This is a genomic window from Hydrocoleum sp. CS-953 (genome assembly GCF_002260545.1).
Classification (GTDB): Bacteria; Cyanobacteriota; Cyanobacteriia; order Cyanobacteriales; family Microcoleaceae; genus Trichodesmium.
Genome location: NZ_LGSU01000301.1, coordinates 1 through 2,676, shown reverse-complemented (window position 1 = coordinate 2,676; position 2,676 = coordinate 1). Strand labels below are relative to the sequence as shown.

Here is a 2,676-nt window from a genome sequence, read left to right as displayed (position 1 = left end):
ATCGTTGACTCTTGAGGCTATTTAATTTTCTATGATCGCAGACATTGTTAGATTATGTCAATAGTCGCCCAAATTCCTGGAGACCATATGACTATATTTAACTACATAAGACTATATTTGTGTTAAATCTTTATGATACCTAAATATACTTTCTGTATAAATTAGATTATAGTATTACACTCAAGCTAATACTACAAATAATGATAAAAAATTTTGGCTTTATTCCATAAAAGTTGTAGAAGCATGATAAAATGAATATTTATAAAAAAATTTTATGTCAAAGATGCGAGTATTACACTGCAAGGATTTAAGAATATTCGTACAACAAAGCCAAAAACTGGAGAAACAATATTTAACTATGGATTCTCAACCCCAAATCCAGGAAGAACAAAAGTCAGATGCTCAAATAGATCTGCGAGGTACTCCCTGCCCAATTAATTTTGTTAAAACAAAACTATATCTGGAAAAGATGATGCCTGGAGAAATTTTAGAAGTTTGGCTAGACCCAGGGGAACCAATAGAGCAAGTACCTGATAGTTTGATTGTGGAAGGTTATCAAATAGAAGAAATAAAAGACCAGTCTGAATATTTTGTCCTTAAGGTGCGTTGCCCAGAAATGGTGGCATGAATTGGACTTCAGAAATAGCTGACATATTAGAGACTGATAATCAGTGCTTAGGGACAGTTGTCGCAGTTCAGGCAAATTTTTACCAAGTTAAGCTTGAGAAAAATCATAACTCGGTAAAAAATACAAGAGAAAATTTACCTGATTTTCTCCTGTGTACCCGTAGATCGCGATTGAAGAAAATTGGCCAAAAAGTAATGGTGGGCGATCGCGTAATTATAGAAGACCCAGACTGGGTGGGTGGACGAGGTGCTGTAGCAGAGGTTTTACCGAGAGAAACAGAACTCGATCGCCCTCCTATAGCTAATGCAAATCAGGTAATGTTGATATTTGCTTTGGCAGAACCAGATTTAGATCCTGTTGCTTTAACGAGATTTTTAGTTAAAGCTGAGTCAACAGGTTTAGATATATGTTTGTGCTTGAGTAAATGCGACCTTGTATCTGCAACAAAAATGGAAGAATGGCGCACTCAAATTTCTGAGTGGGGTTATGAACCTTTTTTTATTAGTGTGCAAACGGAAGCTGGTTTGGGAGTAGAAAAGAATAGCTCGAATTCTCTGTGGGAAAAACTGAGGAATAAAATTACTGTAATTTCTGGTCCGTCTGGTGTGGGGAAGTCGAGTTTGATTAATTATTTGATTCCTAATGTTAATCTACGGGTGAGTGCTGTGTCTGGAAAATTGTCGCGGGGACGACACACTACTCGTCATGTTGAATTATTTGAGTTGCCTAATGGGGGTTTGTTAGCGGATACACCGGGTTTTAATCAACCACAGTTAGACTGCGAACCTATAGAGTTGGCGTATTTGTTTCCAGAAGCTAGAAAGTTTTTGGCGGAGGGGAGTTGTCAGTTTAGTGATTGTTTACATCGAGATGAACCTAACTGTGTGGTTAGGGGTGAATGGGATAGGTATGAATATTATTTGATGTTTTTGGAGGAGGCGATCGCGCGACAGGAGGTATTGCAGCAAAAACCTGATGCTGAGTCAAATATGAAGGCGAAGATGAGTTCTGGTGGTAAACAAAAGTTTGAACCTAAGTTAGCTAGTAAAAAATATCGGCGTTCTTCTAGGAAGGTAGAGCATCAGAAGTTACAAGATTTGTGTGAAGAGTTGGATGAGTTTTCATAATTGGGAAATCAGAAATTTAGCATCCACTCTCAGTTTCAGGTGGTGCTTAAGAAAATGAGCATACTATTTCTACATGCAATAGTCAGCAAAGTTTTAGGTGCTTAAGCAAATGAGTATACTATTTCTCCATCCGCAATAGTCATAAATTCAGCACACCCTAAAAGTTGGAGGTTAGGTGCTTAATAAAATGAGTATACTATTTCTACATGCAATAGTCAGCAAAGTTCTAGGTGCTTAATAAAATGAGTATACTATTTCTCCATGCAATAGTCATAAATTCAGCAAACACTTCAAAACCATCGCTCTAAGGAGCTGTAAATACAATTGGTAAATATGATGTTCCATACATTATTTGTGAGATTAATAGATTTGGTTTACAACAAATGGGAACTAATGAAACTGAACTTCGGGAGTTTATGAATTCTTTGGAGTATGAAACTTATTTGATTGCCTCAAACAGTAGTAATACCATTTCTCAAAAACTTTTCTATATTTGATTGAAGTAAGGGAGTAGGGTAGTGTAGGGACGTTGCATAAGGGCGTCCGTACGGGAGAAGTAAAAACAAGAATAATTAATGCTAAAATTGCTCTTTTCTAACAAAAAAGTAATGATCTTAATTTAATTACTTAATAACTGAAGTTTTATCCAAGTATAGCGTTAATTCATCGGAATTGGTATAACCAGTTAGTTAAGTTACCTATTGATAATTAATCGATCCGGTTTAAAGCCTCTCCTAATAACTAATAATTGATAACTAATAATTAATAATTAATAATTGATAATTGATAATGAAAGAGTTTTGGAAATATCTAATTTTCTCTCCCTATTTCTATCTAACTCGTTCATACTGCCCTAATTATCCATTATTCATTATCCATTGTTCATTAATCAACTATTCCCTCTAAAAAAGAATGTAATAC

The 2,676-nt window shown here is 35.4% G+C and carries 2 protein-coding genes; both read left to right on the top strand.

Features of this window, described 5'->3' with window-relative positions; all coding sequences use genetic code 11:
- The first annotated feature begins 358 nt into the window (after positions 1-358).
- Complete coding sequence (locus AFK68_RS02745; protein ID WP_094671440.1) at positions 359-628, top strand: sulfurtransferase TusA family protein; 270 nt, start codon at positions 359-361, stop codon at positions 626-628.
- A complete protein-coding gene (rsgA, locus tag AFK68_RS02740) occupies positions 625-1,755 on the top strand; it encodes a small ribosomal subunit biogenesis GTPase RsgA (RefSeq protein ID WP_094671438.1) in 1,131 nt (376 codons plus the stop codon). The genes AFK68_RS02745 and rsgA overlap by 4 nt, the downstream gene beginning before the upstream one ends.
- Positions 1,756-2,676 lie beyond the last annotated feature (921 nt).

Coding starts and splice junctions, on each gene's coding strand:
- AFK68_RS02745 (WP_094671440.1), top strand. CDS start 359: ATGGATTCTCAACCCCAAATCCAGGAAGAACAAAAGTCAGATGCTCAA.
- rsgA (WP_094671438.1), top strand. CDS start 625: ATGAATTGGACTTCAGAAATAGCTGACATATTAGAGACTGATAATCAG.